General features: G+C 69.7%; 19 protein-coding genes and 1 pseudogene. 9 read left to right on the forward strand and 11 right to left on the reverse strand.

All coding sequences use genetic code 11. The annotated features are described in order from the left end of the window. Positions 1 to 325 precede the first annotated feature (325 nt). Positions 326 to 631, forward strand: a complete 306-nt coding sequence (locus ACKTSN_RS45880; RefSeq protein WP_409474481.1) for a helix-turn-helix domain-containing protein — start codon at positions 326 to 328, stop codon at positions 629 to 631. Here the strand turns inward: ACKTSN_RS45880 and ACKTSN_RS45885 are convergent. Both ACKTSN_RS45885 and ACKTSN_RS45890 read right to left on the reverse strand, forming a co-directional pair. Beyond that, positions 567 to 1487: an IS3 family transposase gene (locus ACKTSN_RS45885; RefSeq protein WP_409474482.1), complete on the reverse strand. Its 921-nt coding sequence runs from the start codon at positions 1485 to 1487 to the stop codon at positions 567 to 569. The two genes, ACKTSN_RS45880 and ACKTSN_RS45885, sit on opposite strands and share 65 nt — an antisense overlap. Then, complete coding sequence (locus tag ACKTSN_RS45890) at positions 1475 to 1804, reverse strand: transposase (protein WP_409474483.1); 330 nt, start codon at positions 1802 to 1804, stop codon at positions 1475 to 1477. Before ACKTSN_RS45890 ends, ACKTSN_RS45885 begins: the two co-directional genes overlap by 13 nt. Positions 1805 to 1941: 137 nt before the next feature. Between ACKTSN_RS45890 and ACKTSN_RS47600 the strand changes: the two are divergent. After that, positions 1942 to 1986, forward strand: a pseudogene (locus tag ACKTSN_RS47600) (hypothetical protein); the annotation flags it as partial. A gap of 368 nt (positions 1987 to 2354) precedes the next feature. Here the strand turns inward: ACKTSN_RS47600 and ACKTSN_RS45900 are convergent. Genes ACKTSN_RS45900 through ACKTSN_RS45920 form a run of 5 tightly spaced genes read right to left on the reverse strand, consistent with a single transcriptional unit; the run spans position 2355 to position 7835 of the window. Next, the gene (locus ACKTSN_RS45900) at positions 2355 to 3248 is read right to left on the reverse strand and encodes a Gfo/Idh/MocA family protein (RefSeq protein WP_409474484.1); all 894 of its coding nucleotides are present in this window, start codon (positions 3246 to 3248) and stop codon (positions 2355 to 2357) included. A gap of 33 nt (positions 3249 to 3281) precedes the next feature. After that, positions 3282 to 4496, reverse strand: coding sequence for an ROK family transcriptional regulator (locus ACKTSN_RS45905; RefSeq protein ID WP_409474485.1), 1215 nt, complete (start codon positions 4494 to 4496; stop codon positions 3282 to 3284). Between the two features lie 3 nt (positions 4497 to 4499). Next, on the reverse strand, positions 4500 to 5384 hold the full coding sequence (locus tag ACKTSN_RS45910; protein ID WP_409474486.1) for a carbohydrate ABC transporter permease: 885 nt from the start codon (positions 5382 to 5384) through the stop codon (positions 4500 to 4502). Next, positions 5381 to 6400 (reverse strand): carbohydrate ABC transporter permease, encoded by a 1020-nt coding sequence (locus ACKTSN_RS45915; protein ID WP_409474487.1) that lies wholly within the window; start codon positions 6398 to 6400, stop codon positions 5381 to 5383. The genes ACKTSN_RS45910 and ACKTSN_RS45915 overlap by 4 nt, the downstream gene beginning before the upstream one ends. A 31-nt stretch (positions 6401 to 6431) precedes the next feature. Further along, a complete protein-coding gene (locus ACKTSN_RS45920; protein ID WP_409474488.1) occupies positions 6432 to 7835 on the reverse strand; it encodes an ABC transporter substrate-binding protein in 1404 nt (467 codons plus the stop codon). Between the two features lie 120 nt (positions 7836 to 7955). On the opposite strand from ACKTSN_RS45920, the gene ACKTSN_RS45925 reads away from it, so the two are divergent. The 5 genes from ACKTSN_RS45925 to ACKTSN_RS45945 all read left to right on the forward strand — a co-directional run bounded on the left by ACKTSN_RS45925 (position 7956) and on the right by ACKTSN_RS45945 (position 14316). Further along, positions 7956 to 9002, forward strand: a complete 1047-nt coding sequence (locus ACKTSN_RS45925; RefSeq protein ID WP_409474489.1) for a zinc-dependent alcohol dehydrogenase — start codon at positions 7956 to 7958, stop codon at positions 9000 to 9002. 19 nt (positions 9003 to 9021) lie between these two features. Beyond that, positions 9022 to 9822: a sugar phosphate isomerase/epimerase family protein gene (locus ACKTSN_RS45930; RefSeq protein WP_409474490.1), complete on the forward strand. Its 801-nt coding sequence runs from the start codon at positions 9022 to 9024 to the stop codon at positions 9820 to 9822. After that, positions 9819 to 11177 carry an MGH1-like glycoside hydrolase domain-containing protein gene (locus ACKTSN_RS45935; protein WP_409474491.1) on the forward strand — a complete coding sequence of 453 codons (1359 nt, stop codon included), beginning with the start codon at positions 9819 to 9821 and terminating at the stop codon, positions 11175 to 11177. The genes ACKTSN_RS45930 and ACKTSN_RS45935 overlap by 4 nt, the downstream gene beginning before the upstream one ends. Beyond that, entirely contained in the window at positions 11174 to 13084 is a 1911-nt protein-coding gene (locus ACKTSN_RS45940) for an amylo-alpha-1,6-glucosidase (RefSeq protein ID WP_409474492.1), read from the forward strand. Before ACKTSN_RS45935 ends, ACKTSN_RS45940 begins: the two co-directional genes overlap by 4 nt. 326 nt (positions 13085 to 13410) lie before the next feature. After that, positions 13411 to 14316: an NmrA family NAD(P)-binding protein gene (locus tag ACKTSN_RS45945; RefSeq protein WP_409474493.1), complete on the forward strand. Its 906-nt coding sequence runs from the start codon at positions 13411 to 13413 to the stop codon at positions 14314 to 14316. Here ACKTSN_RS45945 and ACKTSN_RS45950 read toward each other — a convergent pair. Further along, on the reverse strand, positions 14304 to 14552 hold the full coding sequence (locus ACKTSN_RS45950) for a hypothetical protein (RefSeq protein WP_409474494.1): 249 nt from the start codon (positions 14550 to 14552) through the stop codon (positions 14304 to 14306). The two genes, ACKTSN_RS45945 and ACKTSN_RS45950, sit on opposite strands and share 13 nt — an antisense overlap. 269 nt (positions 14553 to 14821) lie before the next feature. Here ACKTSN_RS45950 and ACKTSN_RS45955 point away from each other — a divergent pair, with 269 nt between their 5' ends. After that, complete coding sequence (locus tag ACKTSN_RS45955) at positions 14822 to 15262, forward strand: OsmC family protein (protein ID WP_409474495.1); 441 nt, start codon at positions 14822 to 14824, stop codon at positions 15260 to 15262. Between the two features lie 490 nt (positions 15263 to 15752). Here ACKTSN_RS45955 and ACKTSN_RS45960 read toward each other — a convergent pair whose 3' ends face one another. From ACKTSN_RS45960 to ACKTSN_RS45970, 3 genes are all read right to left on the reverse strand, one after another. Then, positions 15753 to 15974, reverse strand: a complete 222-nt coding sequence (locus ACKTSN_RS45960; RefSeq protein ID WP_409474496.1) for a helix-turn-helix domain-containing protein — start codon at positions 15972 to 15974, stop codon at positions 15753 to 15755. Continuing rightward, positions 15974 to 16471: a DUF2975 domain-containing protein gene (locus ACKTSN_RS45965; protein WP_409474497.1), complete on the reverse strand. Its 498-nt coding sequence runs from the start codon at positions 16469 to 16471 to the stop codon at positions 15974 to 15976. The genes ACKTSN_RS45960 and ACKTSN_RS45965 overlap by 1 nt, the downstream gene beginning before the upstream one ends. A 264-nt stretch (positions 16472 to 16735) precedes the next feature. Continuing rightward, complete coding sequence (locus ACKTSN_RS45970) at positions 16736 to 16912, reverse strand: hypothetical protein (RefSeq protein ID WP_409474498.1); 177 nt, start codon at positions 16910 to 16912, stop codon at positions 16736 to 16738. On the opposite strand from ACKTSN_RS45970, the gene ACKTSN_RS45975 reads away from it, so the two are divergent. After that, positions 16911 to 17528, forward strand: a complete 618-nt coding sequence (locus tag ACKTSN_RS45975) for a TOPRIM nucleotidyl transferase/hydrolase domain-containing protein (RefSeq protein WP_409474499.1) — start codon at positions 16911 to 16913, stop codon at positions 17526 to 17528. The genes ACKTSN_RS45970 and ACKTSN_RS45975 overlap by 2 nt on opposite strands. Positions 17529 to 17532 lie beyond the last annotated feature (4 nt).

Consider the following 17532-nt stretch of genomic DNA (forward strand, 5'->3'; position numbering starts at 1 on the left):
CTCGATCTGCGTGCTGACCCGATTCCGGTCCGGCCAACTGAATCAGCGCACGCTTGCAATGGCGTTCTGCCCCACTATGGCCTGCGATCTCATGCCCCACGCGATCGTGTCACCCGAGCGGAGGTATATCCCGGGCCATATGGGCGATGACTGCCGCCGCAGGTTTATCGACCAGGCGGAGTGCCGTATCGGTGACTCGGTGGCGCTGCAGTTGGCTAACACTATTGATCCGAAACGGTAGGTGTTCGGGGTCGTTGTTCCCTGCGTGAGTGAACGGGTGGGAGATGCACGGCAGTTGTCGCCGTCGGCGCAGGAGGCCCTTCGGATGCGGGCGGTGGCTGCGCTGGTGGCGGGCCGGGACCGTGAAGACGTCGCGGAGCTGTTCAAGGTCTCGCTCAAGGCCGTGGACAACTGGTGGGCGAAGTGGCCGGCGGGCGGCCGCGAGGCACTCGTGGCCCAGCCGCGCGGGCGACGGGCCGGCGAGCATCAGCTCCTCGGCGAGGCCGGGCAGCAAGCGGTCCCGCAGGCCGTACTGGATGTCAATCCCCTCGCAGCGTGGAGACGATCTATGCGGCCAGTCCCTCGGCGAGGGTGGCCCGGTACTCGCGTTCGTAGTCGATTGGGCTCTTGAAACCGCACACGCTGTGTAGCCGCCTGGTGTTGTAGAAGTCGGTGATCCAGGTAGCGATCTTGATGCGGGCCTCGGTGCGGGTGCGGAAGGTGTGCCGGTGGACGTACTCGACCTTCAGCACGCTGTTGAACGCCTCGCTCACGGCGTTGTCGAAACAAGATCCGACTCTGCCCATCGACTGCACGATGCCCAGCTTGCGGCAGGCCCGCTTGAACTTCCGGGAGCAGTATTCGCTGCCCCTGTCGGTGTGCATGATCACGCCGCGGACGTCGCCGCCCCGGGTGGCCGCGGCCATGTTGAGTGAGGCCACCACCAGCTCGGCGTCGTGCCGGGCGCCCATCGCGTAGCCGAGCAGCCGACGGGAGAACAGATCGATCACCGTTGCCAGGTAGAGCTTGCCCTCACCGGTGTCGATCTCGGTCATGTCGCCTGCCCAGACGAGGTCCGGTTCCTCGGCGGTGAAGTCCCGGCGGACGAAGTCCGGGGCGGCCGGCCGCTTGCCCGGCCTGGTCAGCGACCGGCGGCGCTTGACCTTCCGGCCCGCCAGCCCGAGCTCGGCCATCAGCTTCGCGACGGTGTTCACCGACACACGCCAGCCCCGGCGCACCAGCTCGATGAGCACCTTCGGCGAGCCGTAGGTGCCCCCGGAGCAGCGGAAGATCTCCTCGATCTCCTCCGCCAGGTGTTGCCGGCGCATCTCCCGCGCGGTCGGCGGCCGGTCGCGCCACTTGTAGTACCACGACTCCGACACCCCCAGAGCCCGGCAGGCGACGCGATGCGGTATGCCCTCCTCGGCCTTGCAGCTGCTGATCACCCCGACCGCCACGGCCGGGTCCGCCTCAGCTACTTCACCCACAAGGCCACGAATCGCTTGCACACATCACGCTCCATCTCCAGCTCGCGGATGCGCTTGGTGTTCTCCCGCGCCTCGGCCCGCAGCCGCTCCAGCTCCGCCCGTTCACTCTCCCGCAGCCGGCCACCAGACGGCTCGGCCACCGGCCGGTCCGACGACGGCGATCCGTTGCGCCGGGTCCGCGAGACCCAGCTGTGCAGCGTCCCGGGATGGATGCCCAGATCCTCGGCCACCTCCGGAATCGGCTTCCCGGTCTCCGTCACGATCCGTACCGCCCCCTCACGGAACTCGGCGTCGTAGATGCGCTTCCTGGATGCCATGACCCCCAACTATCCCTCCGGTCACGGTCTCCACAGTAGGAGGGGAGGTGCAGGATCACCGGCCGTGCAACCTGGGCCGTGCGGGCCGACTGTGGGCCCGGGCCGGCGTGCGGGACTTGATCACCAAGCTGTACCGGGTGCGGCTGACCGAGCAGGGCGTGGGCACGTACCTGCGCCGCTGGGGCCTGTCGTTCCCGCGCCCGGACAAGCGGGCCGTCGAGCAGGACGCGGAAGCGGTACGCCTCGGGCAGGAGGAGACCGGGCCGGCGATCCGCGCGAAGGCGAAGGCCGAGGGCGGCGAGGTGCTCTTCGCCGACCAGGTCGGCACCGCTCCGGCCAGGTCACCGGCCGCACCTGGGGCGAGAAAGGGGCGCACCCCGGTCGTGCGCCGCACCGGCAACCGGTTCTCGGTGAACGCGATGTCCGCGATCAGCACCAAGGGCCGGATGCACTTCATGGTGTTCACCGGCGAACGGGGGTTTGCCTTCGCTGCGTTCCGGGAGGGACCGTGCCGCCCGGATGTCGGCACGGTCCCTGGAAGAGGACTGGTTCAGCGTGGGGTGGCCTGCTCGATGAGGGTCTGCAGGTGCAGGCCCCGCCAGGCGTCGAGTTCGGTCGGCGTGTGCGTACGCAGGGCGGTGGCGAAGTCGCGCCGGAGGACGGGCCAGCACTCCTCGTGGTCGATGCCGGCCGTGTCGTAGACCACCTGCGGTCCGGAGCCGAAGAGCTCGATGCGGGTCAGGACGCGCGGCACGTCGACCGCACCGGACAGGGACGCCTGACTCACGGCACCGTTGGCATGCTCGCAGGTCAGCTCGATCCAGCGGCGTGGGTCCCCGGTGCCGCGAATGTGGGTGATCGGGCCGATCGCGGCGTCGAGGAGGTCGAGCAGGTGGGGGCCCAGGTCGAGCAGTGCGCCGTGTTCGAGGCGCCAGCCGGTGGCGAAGTCGCCGCTCAGGAACGCGCCGTGAAGATAGCAGGAGCGGGCGCCGACCACGTCGAGCCCACGGGCGGCGTCGAGGAAGGCCCGGGTCGTGGGGTGATAGCGCTTGGTGAGGACGAGCTGGGAGATGACACCGGCGTCGGCGACGGCGTCTGCGAGTCGTTGCGCCGCGGCCAGATCGGGGCCGAGGGGCTTCTCCAGCAGGAGGGCCTTGCCCTGCTTGGCCGCGAGCGGTGCCAGTTCGGCCTGGACGGCGGGCGGCACGGCGAAGGCGACGGCCTCACAGTGGTCGAGCAGTTCGTCGAAACTGGCGGCCACGTGCGCCGCGTAGGGAGTTGCGGCCTGCTGCGCGGCTTCGGGCCGGCGGGCCCAGACGGCGGCCAGCCGGGTCTCCGGGCCGGCGGCGAGCATGCGGGCGTGCATGGCCCGCGCCCAGGGTCCGGCACCCACGAGTCCGACCTCCACGGGGCGGTGGGGCCAGGGGGCGGATGTGTTGGTCACGATGTTCCTGTCTGCGTGCGGTGACCCGCGCGGTCAGGGCGCGAGGCGGTTGAGGCGGGCATCGGCTCGGGCCGCGGAGTAGAGGAACTCCACGACCATGGTCGCGGCTCCGATGAGACCGGCGTGGTCGCCGAGGCGTGAGGTGACGATCTGCAGGTTGGCAGTGGTGCGGGGCATGGCGCGCTGGTACAGCAGCTCGCGCACCCCGGTCATGAACGGGACGCCGGAGAGGTCGCCGGCCAGCATCAGCACCCCGGGATTGAGGAGAGTGACGACGGTGACGAGGACCTCGCCGGCGCGTCGGCCGGCGTCCCGGGCGAGGCGGATGGCGTCGGGGTGTCCCTCGGCGAGCAGGCGGCGGACATCGGACCCGGACGCGGTCTCGACGCCGAGGCGCGAGAGCTCCTTGGCCAGCGCCCGGCCGCTGGCGACGGCGGCCAGGCAGCCGTGGGAGCCGCACATGCACAGCGCGTCGGGCCGGTCGTGGAGCCGGATGTGGCCGATGTCGCCGGCGCCGCCGTCGATGCCCCGGTAGACCTGGTTGCCGACGACGACTCCGGCACCGATGCCGGTGGAGACCTTGACCAGGACGAACGCCGAGCAGTCCCGGTGGTTGGCCTGGTGTTCGGCCAGCGCCATCAGGTTGGCGTCGTTGTCGACGAAGACGGGGACGGGCCCGTCGTCCATGCTGGGACCGACGTGGTCGGCGTAGGCCGTCTGGAGGCGTTCGCGGAGGGGGTACTGGTCCCAGCCGGGCATGCTCGGGGGTTCGACGACCCGGCCGGTCTCGAAGTCGACGGGCCCGGGTACGGACAGTCCGATGCCGCAGATGTGGGTGGCGTCGACTCCGGCCGCGGCGATCAGGTCGGGGAACCCCGCAGCCAGTTGGTCCAGCACCTGGTCCGGGCCGTCGGTGATGCGCAAGGGCCCGGTGTGCTCGGCGAGGATGGTGCCGGCCAGGTCGAGAACGGCGAGGCGCGCATGCCGGGTCTCCAGGTCGACGGCGATGACCGACGCGTGGGCCGGGTCGAAGTCGATGCGGTGGGAGGGACGGCCGCCGGTGGAGGTATTGGTGGTGTGCCGCAGCCACCCGGCGCGGTTGAGGAGGTCCAGGCGCTGTCCGACGGTGGAGCGGGACAGACCGGTCACGCTCTGCAGGTCGGTGCGGGTGTTGGCACGGCCGCTGCGGATCAGCTGCAGCAGTTCGCCCGCGCTGGCCTGATTCGGCGTCATCAGTGGTTCCCCCATGGTTCAGCTCTTGTCGGCGCCGCTGGTCAGGCCCTCGGTGAGGAGACGTTCGGCGGCGAAGAACAGCAGTACCACGGGGATCGTCAGCACCACGGACCCGGCCATGAGCACCGTCTTGGGCACTTCGATGCCGTTGGACAGCTGGGCCAGACCGAGGGAGACGGTCCATTTGTCGGGGTCGGCAGCCAGGAACAGCAGGGCGAAGAGGAACTCGTTCCAGGCGATCATGAAGACGTACAGCCCGGTCGCCATGAGGGAGGGCAGGGCGAGGGGAAGGATCACCTTGCGGACGGTCTGCAGCCGGGTGCAGCCGTCGAGGGCCGCCGCCTCCTCGATGGAGTACGGGATCGTGACGAGGTAGTTGCGCAGCATGTAGATCGACACCGGCACGGTCTGGGCGACGTAGACGATGGCGAGTCCGACCAGGCTGGAGGACAGCTGCAGCTTGGCGAAGATGACGAACAGCGGGACGGCCAGCAGGGTCGCAGGGAACAGGTAGACGGCCAGGAAGAGCGCGCTGACCTGCCGTTGGCCGAAGAACTTCAGCCGGCTGACGGCGTAGGCGCCGGGCACGGCGGCCAGCAGGGTCAGGACGACTGTGCCGAGGGAGACCAGTGCGGAGTTGAGCAGGAACTTCATGAAGCCCTGGCCGCCGTCGTCGGTGGAGCGCAGCACGTCGCGGTAGGTGGACAGCGTGAAGTCCTTGGCCGAGATCCACAGGGATCCCGGGTCGAGCAGCAGCGCGTCGATGGGCTTCAGCGACAGCAGCAGCATGTAGTAGAAGGGCAGCAGGGTGATCACAGCGAGGAAGGCGATGACGAGCCAGCGCAGGACGCCGAAGAGCCTGTCCTCGAACTGGGCCCGGGTCAGGGCGGCCTTGCGGGTCACGAGTCCTCCTGGACCTTGTTGGCGAAGAACTTGAAGTAGAAGCCCAGCAGGATCATGAGCGAGACGGCCAGGACGAGCGCCTGGGCGGCCGCGGCTCCCACGTCGTAGCGGGCGGTGAGGAAGTCGTAGACCCGGACTGCGGCGACGTCGGTGCCCGCGCCGCCGCCGGTCAGCAGGTAGACGTCGTCGAACTTGTTGAAGGTCATGATGAACCGCAGGACGCACAGCAGGGCGATGACGGGCATCAGCTGGGGCAGCAGGATGTGGCGGAAGCGCTGGGTGGGGGTGGCCCCGTCGACCATGGCGGCCTCTTCCAGGCCGTCGGGGACCGCCTGCAGCCGGGCCAGGATGAACAGGAACGCGAAGGGGAAGTAGCGCCAGCACTCGAAGGCGATCACGGTCAGCAGGGCCAGCGGGATGTCGAAGTGCAGGCCGAGCAGGTGGACTTCGTACTCGCGGGTGGAGAGGAAGGCGATGGGGTCGTCCCAGCCGAACAGGCGCCGGCCCCAGTCGTTGACCACGCCGTACTGCGGGCTCAGCGCGACCTCCCACACGAACGCCACGGCGACGACGGGGGCCACGTAGGGCAGCAGCATCGCAGCGCGCAGCAGTCCGCGGCCGCGGAAGGGGCTGCGCAGGGCGAGCGCGGCGATCAGACCGAGGGTGACCGAGCCGGCCGTGGAGCCCGCGGTGTACAGCAGGGTGGTGGTCAGGCTCGGCCAGAAGCCGGCCGAGTCGAAGACCTGGGTGAAGTTGTCCAGGGACCAGTTGCCGAACAGGCCCATGCCCTGGATGTCGACGAGCTTGGCGTCCTGGAAGGCCAGCAGCACGGTCCACAGGATGGGCAGGATGACCACCACGAGGACCACGAGGAAGGTGGGGGAGACGAACGCGAGGCCGGCGCGGTTGGCGCGGCGGCTGGCGGTCATCGGGCGGCGGCCCCGGGGCGCGGGCTGGTCCGTGGACCTGGGGCTGGTGTCCCGGCGCTGCGGCGCGCCGGCGGGGGCTGTAGTCATGAGGGGACCTTCGTGACGTGCAGGCGGGCGGCTACTGCAGGGACTTCTTCAGGGCGGCGACTTCGTCGTCGGCTTCGCGTGCCGCCTCGGAGGGGGAGATCTGTCCGCTGGTCATCGCGCCGATGGCCTTGGGCACGGGCAGTTCGCCGTTGGTGGCGCCCACGAGAGCTCCTTCGCCCTGGGTGATGCCCCAGCGCCGCATGTTGCTGACGCCGTCGGCGAGCTGGTTGAGCAGGCTCGCCGGATAGACCTGGTCGAAGGGCTTCTTGGTGTCGACACCGATGTCGCTGTGGCGCCAGGCGTCGATGTAGCGGTCGGGCTGGTCGGCCGTGCCCTTGCGGACCGGGATCTTGCCCTCGGGGGCCATGCCGAACCAGGACTCGTAGCCGGAGCCCATCATGTACTCGATGAACTCGCGGGAGGCCGCCGTCTCGGCCGTCTTGGTGGTCACCCATGAGGTGATCTCGCCGAACTGGGCCGCCTCCGAGCCGTCCGGGCCCTTCATCGCGGTGACGATGCCGCTGTTGTGCGACAAGTACTGCGGGCCCTTCTTGCACTGCGGGCAGCTGGGCAGGGCGTCCTTGCGCAGGCCCGCGAGTTCGTCGAGCAGGAACGAGGACCAGATGATCATGGAGGACCGGCCCGCGAAGTAGGTGGCGCGGGTGGAGTCCACGGTCTGGGTGCCCGGGGCGCCGTAGGTGCGGGCGAGCTCGTCATAGGTCCTGAAGGCGGTCTCGCACTGCGGGGACTCGAGGGCAACCTCGTGCCGGTCGTCGACGAGCTGGCAGTCGTTGGCGAGCGCCAGGCTCTCGAAGCTCTGCGAGGTGAAGACGTCGCCCGGGTCGGTGGCGGCAGAGATGCCGTCGTGGCCCTTGGTGGTGAGCGCCTTGGCCGCGGCCAGGGCCCGTGTGTAGGTGTCGGGGGCGGCCAGGTGTTTCTCGTCGAACTGGTCCTTGCGGTAGACCAGCAGTTGGAGCCAGGCGTCGGAGGGCACGCCGAGGCTGGTGCCGCCGTCGGACGTCAGATCCAGCGCGTTGGCGTTGAAGGTGCCGCGTCCGAGCTCGCTGATGATCTCCTTCGGGATGTCGGTGTTGAGCAGTTCGTTGGTGTACATCTGCCAGACCTGGCCCATGGGAGCCGCGCCGATGACGTCGGGCAGCGTGCCCGAGGCCGCCGCCGACATGATCAGCTGGGGCATCTGGCCCTCGTCGACGCCGACGAGATGGACCTTGATCCCGGTCTCCTTCTCGAACCCGTCGATGACCTTCTGCGTCGCGGCGATACGGTCGGGCAGGTTCTCCTGAGACCAGACCGTTATCTCGCGGTCCGGTGTGCCGGGCCCGGTGCTGCCGGCGCAGCCCGTGAGCAGTCCCAGTCCCAGGGCTGCCGTGATGCCCACCGCGGTCATGCTCGACCGCCGGCTCGTGGTGTGCATTGCATGTCCTCGCTTACGTCTACTGGGCACGCATCTCAGCATCACTTTTGCTTGTTGACAAGACATAAGTTGGGGTTATTGTCGACGCAACCGCACCCGCAACCCTTTCCGGAGTCATCCGTGGAACGCGTCGTACAGTTCACCGGCCCACGTCAGGTGGAGGTCGCCGAGCACGCCAGAGCCGCACTGCCCCCCGGGCATCTGAGAGTCCGCACCCGCTACTCGGGCATCTCGGCCGGCACCGAACTGACCGCCTACCGCGGGACGAACCCGTACCTGACGCGGACCTGGGATCCCGAGGCGCGGCTGTTCCGCGAGGGCGCGGCAGGCATCGAATACCCCGTGGCCGGCTGGGGATACTCGGAGGTCGGCGAGGTCGTCGAGGTCGCCCCGGAGGTGGCCGGCACCCCGGGGTTGCCGCAGCCCGGGGATCTGGTGTGGGGCATCTGGGGCCACCGCAGCGAGGGCATGGTCCCGGCCGAGCGCATGATCGGCCACACCTTGCCCGCGGGGCTCGAGCCGCTGGCCGGCGCCTTTGCCCGGGTGGGCGCCATCGCCTACAACGCCGTCCTGGCCGGCGACGTCCACCTCGGCGAGGACGTCGCCGTCTTCGGACAGGGCGTCATCGGCCTGCTCACCACCCGCCTCGCCCAGCTCAACGGCGCCCGCGTCACTGCCGTGGACGCCCTCGACGGCCGTCTGGAGACGGCCAAGCGCTACGGCGCCCACCACACCCTGAACGCCCGTTCCGACGCCGTCGCCGAACGCATCCGCGAGGCCACCGCCGGCCTTGGCGTCGACCTCGCCATCGAGATCAGCGGCGCCTACCCGGCCCTGCACGAGGCCCTGCGTTCGGTCGCTGTCGGCGGCCGTGTGGTCGCCTCCGGCTTCTACCAGGGCGACGGGATCGGCCTGCGCCTGGGCGACGAGTTCCACCACAACCGCGTACAGCTCATCTGCTCCCAGATCGGCGGAGTCCCTCCGCAGCTGTCGAACCGCTGGACCGTCGAGCGCCTCCAGCAGACCTTCCTGCGGCTGGTCGCCGAAGGACAGGTGGACGTCACCTCCCTGGTGAGCCATGTGATCCCGGCCGCCGACGCCGCCGAAGCCTACGTACTGCTGGACGAGCGCCCCGCCGAGGCGCTGCAGGTCGTCCTGGAATTCTGAGAGTTCTGAAAGGCCCCTCATGCTCAAGACCGCCGTTCAGGAACAACTCCTGCCCGGAGACACCCTGCAGGCCAAGTGGGACTTCGCCCAGCAGGCCGGCTACGACGCCATCGAACTGCGCGGCAAAGGCGACTTCCACTTCGCCTCCCGCCTCGACGAACTGCGGCAGGCCCGCAAGGACGGCGTGGTCATGCCGACCGTGTGCGTCGACATGCTGCACTTCCTCGGCGCCTTCGACGCCGAGCAGCGCCGTGACGCCGTCGCCCAGATGAAGTCCCAGCTCACCGTGATCGCCGAGATCGGCGGTCTGGGCGCCCAGAGCCCGGCCTCCTACGGCATGTTCTCGCGCCGCCTGCCGCCCTTCGAACCGCCGCGCAGCGAGCAGGAGGACCGCGAAGTCCTGCTGGCCGGCCTGGCCGAACTGGGCGAGCACGCACGCAAGGAGGGCGTCACCCTCTTCCTGGAGCCGCTCAACCGGTACGAGGACCACATGGTCAACCGGCTCGAACAGGCCGCCGAACTGATCCGCGCCACAGGCCTCGACTCGGTGAAGATCGGCATCGACAGCTACCACATGAACATCGAGGAGAGCGACCCCGCCGCCGCGATCCTCGCCCACGCCGACGTCATCGGCCACGCCCAGGTCTCCGACTCCAACCGTTTCCAGCCCGGCGCCGGACACCTCGACTGGCCCGCCTGGCTCGGCGCCCTGCACACCATCGGCTACGACGGCCACCTCGCTCTGGAGTGCCGCCTGACCGGCGACCCCGTCGAGGCCGTCCGTTCCGTGCCGGCCTTCCTCAAGAGGTCCGGCGCGTGAAATCCCTCCTGGACCGGCCCGCGCCCACCGTGCCCGCAGACTCCCTGACACTGCGGCGCGGTGCGGCGCGGGTCCTCATCGACAACTGGACCGGCACCTCGACCGTTCCCTCGCGCACCCTCTACCCCCACCAATGGAGCTGGGACTCCGCTTTCATCGCCATCGGACTGCGCCATCTCTCGGTGCGCCGCGCGCAGCGAGAACTGGAGTCCCTGCTGGCCGGGCAGTGGGCCGACGGGCGTATACCGCACATCGTCTTCAACCCCGCCCTGCCGCACGACGCCTACTTCCCGAGCCCCGACTTCTGGCGGTCCTCCCACGCCGGCCGGACAGCGGGCGCACCCACGGCTCCCGAGACGTCCGGCATCGTCCAGCCGCCGGTGCACGCCCTGGCGGCCTGGCTCGTGCACCGGGCCGACCCCGAGGAGTCGAGCCGCCGAGGCTTCCTCGCCCGGGCCTACCCACGGCTCGCCGCCTGGCACGACTACCTCCTCACCCGCCGCGACCTCGGTGGCGGGGGACTGGCGGCCGTCGTCCACCCCTGGGAACCCGGCATGGACAACAGCCCTTGCTGGGACCGGGCCCTGCAACGCGTCGAACCCGCCCCGCCCGACGCCGTGCACCGCGCCGACCTGGACCACGGCCACCCCGCCGACCGGCCCACCGACCTGGACTACGGCCGCTATGTCCGGCTGGCCACCGACTACCGCGAAGCAGGCTACGACGACCGCGCGGCACGCCACGGCTTCGCCGTGGAGGACCCCTGCTTCAACGCGCTGCTGATCGTCAGCGAACTGGCACTGGCCGCCATGGCCCACGACCTGGGCGCGACCACCGCCCCCCACGCAACGCGCGCCGAGGAGCTGACCCATCGGCTGGTGACCCGGCTGTGGGACGACACCGCCGGCCTGTTCCGCGCACGCGACCTGGGCAGCGACGCCCTGGTCGACGAGCGCAGCGTCACCGGTCTGATCCCGCTGATCGTGCCGCACCTGCCGCCCGACGTCGTGCGCCGCCTGCGCGAGACCCTCGACGGGCCGCACTTCAGCGCACCGGCCACACGGCTGGTCCCCAGCTACGACCTGACCGGCCACGCCTTCGACCCCAAGCGCTACTGGCGCGGCCCGGCCTGGTTCAACACGGCCTGGCTGATCCACCGCGGACTGAGCACCCACGGTCTTGAGGAGGACGCCGACCGCCTGCGGCAGGGCGTCCTCGCGGAGGCGGGATGTTCCGAGTTCGCCGAATACGTCGACCCGACCACCGGCGCCGCCCGCGGCACCCGCCACTTCTCGTGGACCGCCGCCCTCACCCTCGACCTGCTGTGCGCCGACCCGAAGGAGCCCACACCATGACCGCGGCAGACACGCGTGTCCAGCTGGTGCGCGACGCCACCTTCGCCCGCCTCGACACCGACGGCGGCATCACCGGCACCCGCGGCACCACACCCGACGGACTGTTCCTGCGCGACGCCCGTCACCTCAGCCGCTGGCAGCTGACCGTCGACGGCACCAGCCCCGTGGCCCTGGTGCCCGCCACGGCGCAGACGGACCACACGGCGACCGGGGTGCTGACCCCCAAGGGCACGCGGGACAACCCGCCCGCCTATACCGTCTTCCGCCAACAGACCGTCTCCGCAGGCGCGTTGACCGAACACCTGCGCCTGGTCAGCAACCGCCCCGACCCGCTGACCGCCCGCGTCGCCCTCACCGTCGACGCGGACTTCGCCGACCTGTTCGAACTGCGCGTCGACGACCGTCACTACCCCAAACCCGGCGCCCGCCACGCGACGCAGCTCACGGACGACGGCCTGCTCTTCGACTACCGGCGAGCCGACTGGCATACCCGGACGACCCTCACATACCGCCCGGCCCCCGACGCCGTCACCACCGCCCAGGACACCCCGCAGTCCACCGCGCGCACCCTGACCTGGCACCTGGAGCTCGACGGTCACGGAGAGGCAGAACTCCACCTGACCGTCCGCGCGCAGCCGCAGGGGCTGCCGACCGACATCCCGGCCGTACCGCACCGGCGCCGGGCACCTGCCACGGCACCGGACGACCTCACCCGCACCTGCGAACGGGGCCTGGCCGACGTGGATCTGCTGACCATCCCGGTCACCGGTGTCGACGGCGAGGAGGTGTACGTCCCCGCCGCCGGCATCCCGTGGTTCCTCACCCTGTTCGGCCGTGACTCGCTGCTGACGTCGTACTTCCTGCTGCCGTACCGGCCGGAAACGGCTGCCGCCACGCTGAGCGCACTCGCCGCCACCCAGGGGCAGCGCTATGACGCCTTCAGCGGCGAGCAACCCGGACGCATCGTCCACGAGACCCGCCACGGCGAACTCGCCCACTTCCGTCAGGTCCCCTACGGCCGTTACTACGGCGCCGTCGACGCCACACCCCTCTTCCTGGTCCTTCTCCATGCCCACTACGAGACGACCGGAGACCGCTCCCCGGCCGTCCGCCTGGAGCAGCATGCCCGGCAGGCCGTGGACTGGATGCTCACCGACGGCGGCCTGGAGAAACACGGCTACCTCGTCTACACCCCCGACCCGGGCGGCCTGGTCAACCAGAACTGGAAGGACTCCGCAGGCGCCATCTGCTTCACCGACGGCACCCAGGCACAGGGCCCCATCGCAGTGTCGGAAGCCCAGGGCTACGCCTACGACGCCCTCGTACGCACCGCGGACCTCGCTGACGACGTCTGGCAGGACGAGCCGTACGCGCACCGCCTCCGCGAGGCCGCCGCCCGGCTGCGCAGCCGGTTCGTGACGGACTTCTGGATGCCGGGTGCCGACTTTCCGGCCCTCGCCCTGGACGGCGACGGCCGCCGGGTCGACGCTCTGGCGTCGGATGCGGGACACCTGCTGTGGTCGGGGATCCTCGACGCGGAACACGCCCACCGGGTGGGCAGGCGCCTGTTGGAGCCGGACTTCTTCTCGGGCTGGGCGATCCGCACCCTGGCAGCCGGCCAGAAGCCCTACCACCCGCTGTCGTACCACCGTGGCAGCGCCTGGCCGCACGACAATGCCGTCATCGCTCTGGGCCTGGCCCGCTACGGGTTCGCCGTCGAGGTCAACACCGTCACCGAAGGTCTCATTGCGGCGGCCACCCGCCACGCCTACCGCCTGCCCGAGGTCATCGCCGGCTATGCCCGCTCCGCGACCGCCGGCCCCGTCCCCTACCCCCACGCGTGCTCGCCCCAGGCGTGGGCGGCCGCAACACCGTTGGCCCTGCACACGGCGCTTCAGCAGGTGTGAGGGGGTTGCGTTGCCCGATACTCGGGGCACCATGACGAGGAGGAACGGGACGCCGGCGGCGACCACGAGAACGATGACCAGCTTGTCGTATGACACCGTGACTTCGGTGGCAGGTAGGCGGTGCACAGGTTCTGACCAACGTTGCCCCCATTCCGCGGCGCCATGGGTTGCCGGCCCTTCCAGGCTGATTGGACGATCTCCTCCTCCGGTCACCTTCCAGGGCACGGCCATCCGACGGGGCAACCTTCCCCGAGACCAGTGGCGCACCCCACGGCACCGGGCGCGCACGTGTGATCACACCCCGACTCAGCCAAGGAGATCAACCGATGGTCGCCAGCAACCTAGTTCTCCTCGGCAACGCCGGTGGCGTGGGCCGCACGGTCCTTGAGCAACTGCGCGCGCAGGGGGTGCCAGTGCGTGCGATGGTGCGCCGCGACGACGATCGCGCGGCTGAGCTGCGTGGGCTCGGCGCGGAGGTCGTCCTCGGCGATCTGACCCGGCCCGAGAGCGTCGCGGCCGCGCTGGAGGGCGTCGGCAGGATGTACTTCGCGATGCCCGTCTCGCCGGACCATCTGCTGGCAGCCACCGTGGTGGCCAGCGTGGCGCGCGAGCACGGAAACCTGGACGTCCTGGTGAGCATGTCCCAGATGACGGTGTCGCAAATGACCGCCACCAGCACTGCGGAGTCGCACCAGCAGCGCCTGCACTGGCTGGCGGAGCAGGTACTGAACTGGTCGGGCCTGCCGGTGGTACACATCCGGCCGACGTCTTTCCTGGACAACCCACTGTTCACCACGCTGCCGGCACGCTCTATCCGGGAGAACGGCACGATCGCGCTGCCGTTCGGCACTGGGCGCACCTCGCCGGTCGCTGTGGAGGACGTCGCCCGAGTGGTCGCCACCGTGCTGCGCGACCCGGCCCCGCACATCGGACACGTCTACGAGCTCACCGGCCCGCGCACGGTCGACATGACGGAGATGGCCGAGGAGTTCTCGCGGGCGTTGGGGTCTCCAGTGTCCTATGTGGACGTGCCGCTGGACCGGTGGCGGGCCGAAGTCCTCGCCAAGGTGGGCCTGCCGTCGCACACCGAAGAGCACATCGCCACCATGGCCCGACTGCACCGCGAGAACCGCTACGACCGCGCGACGGACGACGTACAGCACGTCACGGGTGTACCTGCTCAATCGGTCGAGGCGTTCGTGGCCGCTCGCAAGGACTTCTACCTGGGCTGAGCCCCACCGGCCGACACGTACAACGCCGACGAGTGGCTCATGGCGCCTCCGGTTTCACGCTTCGGCAGTTCCTCGGGATTGCGTACGGAGTCCAGCTCGGTGACGAGACCGTCGTCGATCCGCACCGCCACGACGGTGCCGCTCTCTTCGTTGCGTCGCAGGAGCGAGCGGTAGCTATTGATCTGTACTGGGTTGATCGACGCGCCGTCGCCGAACCACTCGAACCCTGCGGACAACAGGCCACCTTGTCGCCACCGACGACGGGAGACGGGGTACGGCCCGCTTGCCCCCGCCGCCGTGGCCCAGGGCCACGACGGCGGGCGCGAGGATATCGAGCAGAGACTGAAGGTCGCCCATCTCGACCGCCCGTCGAAAACACTCCGAGTGCGGCTCGCGTGACGGCCGGGAAAGTGCTGCCTCGTGGTCGGCATGCAGCGAAATGTGCCCGCATCCGCTCCGGTCGACCTCCGCGGCCCCATCGCTCTGTGGCACTACTGTCGACGGCATGAGCGAAAACTCCGAGCGTTCCGTTGTCGTCGAGCGAACCAGCACTGGCCACTTCGTCGCGACCAACGCCCGCGGCGGATCGATCAGTTTCGGTACGGCCTCCGATGCCGGCCGGGACACCGAGTTCACCCCGGTCGAGCTGTTGCTCGCCGCGATCGGGGGCTGCACGGCCGCGGACGTCGATATCTCCACCAGCCGCCACGCGGAGCCCATCGGGTTCTCCGTCGCGGTGACCGGCGACAAGATCAGCGACGAGCTCGGCAACCGCATGACCAACCTCATGGTCACCTTCACCGTCGCCTTCCCGGACGGTGAGGGTGCGGATCGCGCCCGCGCGATTCTTCCCCGCGCGGTCAAGACCTCCCATGACCGTCTCTGTACGGTCAGCCGCACGGTCGAGATCGGCACGCCCGTGACCGCGACGATCAAGAACGCCTGACATTCTCGCCCAGAGGAGTGAGAAACCCGTGCCAAGCCGCCTTCTTGATGGTTCTCCGGGGCCCAGTGGGTTGGGTCAAGCTGATGAGGCGGGTCGGGGTTCGTCAGGGGGTGCCGTCTCGGGGCGTCATGCAGAGGACGTCGGTTCGCCGACTCGCTCGTCGACCAAACGGCACAACCACCACCAGCTACACCTACGACGCCGCCGGCGTCGACAACTACCGCTGCGCCTACAGCGCCTGGGGTACCCGACCGGCACCGCCACCACGGCGCGCCGGCCGCCATGGCATAACGGTGCAGCAGGCAATGATCCGCTGATCGGGCGACCCTGTGAAGCCATCCGCGCCGTCAAGCGTCACATGTCCGACGTCGTCCACCGGGCCCTCCAGCACGAGCCCAAGGGGCACGTGGCAACGCGACCACCCTTGCAACGGCAGCTTGACATACGAGTAATAGGACGCAAACAAGCTGAGTCTCGCCGACGGCAGGCGTCATCCGTCCGCTGCTTCCTTGGCCTCCCAGCGCAGCAGGTCTCCCGGCTGGCACTCGAGCACCTCGCAGAGTGCGGCGAGCGTCGTGAAGCGCACTGCCTTGGCGCGGCCGTTCTTGAGCACCGCCAGGTTGGCGGGCGTGATCCCGACGCGTTCCGCGAGTTCGCCCACGGACATCTTCCGTTTGGCCAGCATCACGTCGATGTCGACGGTGATCGGCATCAGATCACCTCAGCCAGCTCGGCCTGCATCTGCGTCGCCTCGATGTCACGCGCAACGGCCTGGGCGAGCAGCATCCGCAGCACGAGCACGATGAGCGCGACCCCCAGGACCGCCAAGGCGATCCCGCCCAGCAGGAGCACAATGCCCGGGGGCACGGCCTCGCCAGGCGCCAGGACCGCTCCGAGCGCGAACACCAGGAGCGCGGCCGTCACCATCGCGCCGATCACGACATGCACGTACCGGAAGGCTGCGTGGGAGAACACCGTTCCCCGTCGAACCATCGTCACCAGTCGCCACACGCAGACCAGAACGACCTGGACCGTCACCATCCCCAGTACCGCGATCACGAGTGTCGGGGTGCGCACGTGTGCGATGTCCGCGTCGAGATCCTGCAGGTCGATTGCCAGCAACGGCACCATCACCGCCTGCACGAACACTGAGCCGGCGAGCAGCACCACCAGCACAGCGCGCAGCGCAAGCACTGTCAGCTTTCCCATTTCCTCTCCCATCGATCGAGCAGCGATGGGAACCTATCGATATTCGATAGGTTCGGCAAGGGGTAGGCCGACGGGGTCGGACGCCTGTACAGACGGCAAGGTTCCGCTAGACCGCAGTGATGCCGCGAGCCCACCGCATGGTGGGTGGACGCCAGGGCGGACACTTCCACGGAGAGGCGTCGACCGTTGGGGATCGGCCGGTCGGTCGGGCTGCGCTGTCTCTCGTGGACCCTGACACTGCCGTCTATCGGGCCGGCTGTCCCATCAGCACGCTGCGTCGCTGGGCACCTGCAGGGCGCCCGGCCGCCGGCTCAGTGCCGCAAGTGATGGGGTGATTATCAGGATGATGGCTGCCCAGGTGACGAGGGCGCCGGGCATGTCGGGCAGGGCCGTCGAATATTCCGTGCCGTGCTGGTCGCTGGACGTGCAGACTCGTTCCATGGTGGACATGGGGGCGTTCCGGGACGCAATCAGCCGCTGGGCGGCCGGCGGTCCCGGCGGACCGGCGAGTGATCTGGCTGTGCAACTGGGGCTGCGGACGGCGGTGCTGCTGGAAGGACTGAGTGATCTCGCGGCTGTCGAGGCGCTGGCCGCACGGCGTGGCCGGGACCTGGCCGCCGAAGGGGTGTGCGTTGTGGCGATGGGCGGGGCGATGAGCGTCGGCCGGTACGCCGGTCTTCTCGGGCCACCCGGTCTTGGCCTGCGCCTGAGCGGACTGTGCGACGAGGGCGAGCAGCGCTTCTACGACCGCGGCTGGAAGCGGGCCCGGGCGCCGCATCGGGGCTTCTTCGTGTGCGTGGCGGACCTGGAGGACGAGCTCATTCGCGCGCTGGGCACGGCGCGGGTCGAGGAGATCATCCGGGCCGAGGGCGACCTGCGTGCCTGGCAGACCTTCCTGCGCCAGCCCGCACACCACGGTCGGCCCAGGCAGCAGCAGCTGCGGCGCTTCCTCGGCACGAAGAAAGGCCGCAAGATCCGCTACGGCCGTCTCCTGGTGGAAACCCTCGACCCCGAACAGGTACCGGCCCCGCTCGACGACCTCCTCACGAGCCTGTGACCGA

It is taken from the genome of Streptomyces flavusporus (genome assembly GCF_046267975.1).
Taxonomy (GTDB): domain Bacteria; phylum Actinomycetota; class Actinomycetes; order Streptomycetales; family Streptomycetaceae; genus Streptomyces; species Streptomyces flavusporus.